The 2,129-nt window shown below is 65.3% G+C and carries 3 protein-coding genes; all 3 read left to right on the plus strand.

All coding sequences use genetic code 11. From position 1 onward, the window contains the following. Positions 1-4: 4 nt before the first annotated feature. The 3 genes from EOA29_RS34060 to EOA29_RS34070 all read left to right on the plus strand — a co-directional run bounded on the left by EOA29_RS34060 (position 5) and on the right by EOA29_RS34070 (position 2,123). A complete protein-coding gene (locus EOA29_RS34060; protein ID WP_245468683.1) occupies positions 5-586 on the plus strand; it encodes a lysophospholipid acyltransferase family protein in 582 nt (193 codons plus the stop codon). Next, a complete protein-coding gene (locus EOA29_RS34065; RefSeq protein WP_126094434.1) occupies positions 586-1,521 on the plus strand; it encodes a phosphatidate cytidylyltransferase in 936 nt (311 codons plus the stop codon). Before EOA29_RS34060 ends, EOA29_RS34065 begins: the two co-directional genes overlap by 1 nt. Positions 1,522-1,736: 215 nt before the next feature. Next, entirely contained in the window at positions 1,737-2,123 is a 387-nt protein-coding gene (locus EOA29_RS34070) for a biotin/lipoyl-binding protein (protein WP_127222238.1), read from the plus strand. The last annotated feature ends 6 nt before the right edge of the window (positions 2,124-2,129 follow it).

Raw genomic sequence — 2,129 nt, forward strand, 5'->3', positions numbered from 1 at the left:
GGCCGTGACCGGCGTGCGCCCGATCTGGAGCGGCAGCCAGCCGTCCGACCGGCAGCGCATCTACTTCGCCAACCATACCAGCCATGGCGATTTCATTTTGCTGTCGGCCTGCCTCAGCGAGACGGAGCGCGCCATCACGCATGCGGTGGCCGCTGCCGAATATTGGGGCAAGTCGCGGCTGCGCCGCTTCATCGCCGAGGACATGCTGTCCTCCGTGCTGATCAGCCGGCAATGGACAAGCGAGGCGGAGAACCCGATCTCCGTCATGCTCTCCGTGCTCGACCAGGGCCACTCGCTGATCATCTTCCCGGAAGGCACTCGCAACATGAGCGACGAGCTGCTGCCTTTTCGCTCCGGGCTCTACAATCTGTCGATGGCGCGGCCGGACGTCGAACTGATCCCTTGCTGGATCGAGAACATGTCGCGCGTGCTGCCCAAAGGCCAGTTCCTGCCGGTACCGCTGCTTTGCCGCGTCGTCTTCGGCGCACCGGTGGCGGTGGCGCCGGGCGAGGAACGCCGCGCCTTCCTCGAGCGCGCCCGCTCAGCGCTTCTGGCGCTCAACCCGCGCCCCGACCGAGACGATTGATGCGCCACGAAATCAGCATTCTCATCATCGGCCTTTTCGTGGTGCTGAGCACCGCCAGCGTCACCGCCGGCATCCTTTCGATGCACGCGCCGAAGCCGCTGAGCGCGACGCTCGTCAACCTCACTCAGCGCATCAACGCCTGGTGGGTCATGGTGGCGCTGATGACGGTCGCCTTCTTCTTCGGCCGCTACGGCATGACGATCCTGTTCGCGCTGATCTCGTTCGCGGCGCTGCGCGAATTCGTGACGCTGACGCACAGCCGTCGCAGCGACCATTGGGTGCTGCTCGGCATGTTCGGCATCGTCATTCCGTTCCAGTATTGGCTGGTGTGGACCGCCTGGTACGGCCTCTTCGTCATCTTCATTCCGGTCTACTGCTTCCTGCTGATGCCCGCGATCACGGCGCTGCATGGCGACACCGAGCGCTTCCTGGAGCGCATCGCCGCGCAGCAATGGGCGATCATGATCTCGGTCTACTGCGTCAGCCACGTCCCTGCCCTGCTGACGCTCAACGTGCCGGGCTTCGAAGGCCGCAACCTCTTGCTCATCGCCTTCCTGATCATCGTCGTGCAGGGCAGCGACGTGCTGCAGTACATCTTTGGCAAGCTGTTCGGAAAACACCGCTTCTCGCCCACCGTCTCGCCCTCGAAGACCTGGGAGGGCCTGATCGGCGGACTGGCCGCGTCGAGCCTGCTCGGCGCGCTCTTGTCCTTCATCACGCCGTTCTCGCCGCTGCAGGCTTCGGCGGTCGCCTTCGTCGCCTGCACGATGGGTTTTCTCGGCGGGCTCGTCGCCTCGGCGATCAAGCGCGACCAGGGCGTCAAGGACTGGGGGCATTTGATCGAGGGCCATGGCGGCATGCTCGACCGCACCGACAGCCTGGTCTTCGCCGCGCCGATCTTCTTCCACATCGTGCGCTATTTCTGGACGGTATGACCGTCGGCATCGGCGTCTCCCGGCGCCGTTCCAAGGCCGTCTCACCCAAACATCGGAAAATTTTCAGAAACCGTTCGGGAGTTCCCGGGCCGGAAACCGCAAGAAGATCGGGCTGGCGAAAGACAGGCCGCAACGCCCGATCCCCTCTCCAGCCAACATATTTCCCGGTCGCCGCATCCTCCCGGTGCGACCGCAACCTTGGTGATGGAGACAACATGATTGCCGCACTCTTCCGTAACGGGCCGTCGAGGCGCCGCCTTGTCGCCGGATCGATCGCCGTTCTTGCCTGCGGTGCCGCCGTGGTCTGGCACGGCGCCAGAAGCGAGGCCTCGAACGCCACGCCGGCCGCACCCGAGACGAAGCTCGTCAAGGCCGTCGCCGTCGCCCCGATGCTCGGCGCGGACACCCGCACCGCCGTCGGCGAGATACGCCCGAGGCTCGAAAGCGACCTCGGCTTCCGCGTATCCGGCAAGCTCATCGAACGCATCGCCGGGATCGGCGCCACGGTGAGGAAGGGCGACGTGCTCGCCCGCATCGACGACCAGGACTATCGCAACCGGCTCGCCTGCGCCGAGCGCAGGTTCTTCAGCGTCGCGTCGTAATTGGCC

This window comes from Mesorhizobium sp. M1E.F.Ca.ET.063.01.1.1 (assembly GCF_003998155.1).
Classification (GTDB): Bacteria; Pseudomonadota; Alphaproteobacteria; order Rhizobiales; family Rhizobiaceae; genus Mesorhizobium.

Bases quoted from the DNA above. Each gene is read 5' to 3' on its own strand.
- EOA29_RS34065 (WP_126094434.1), top strand. From the start codon at position 586: ATGCGCCACGAAATCAGCATTCTCATCATCGGCCTTTTCGTGGTGCTG.
- EOA29_RS34070 (WP_127222238.1), top strand. From the start codon at position 1,737: ATGATTGCCGCACTCTTCCGTAACGGGCCGTCGAGGCGCCGCCTTGTC.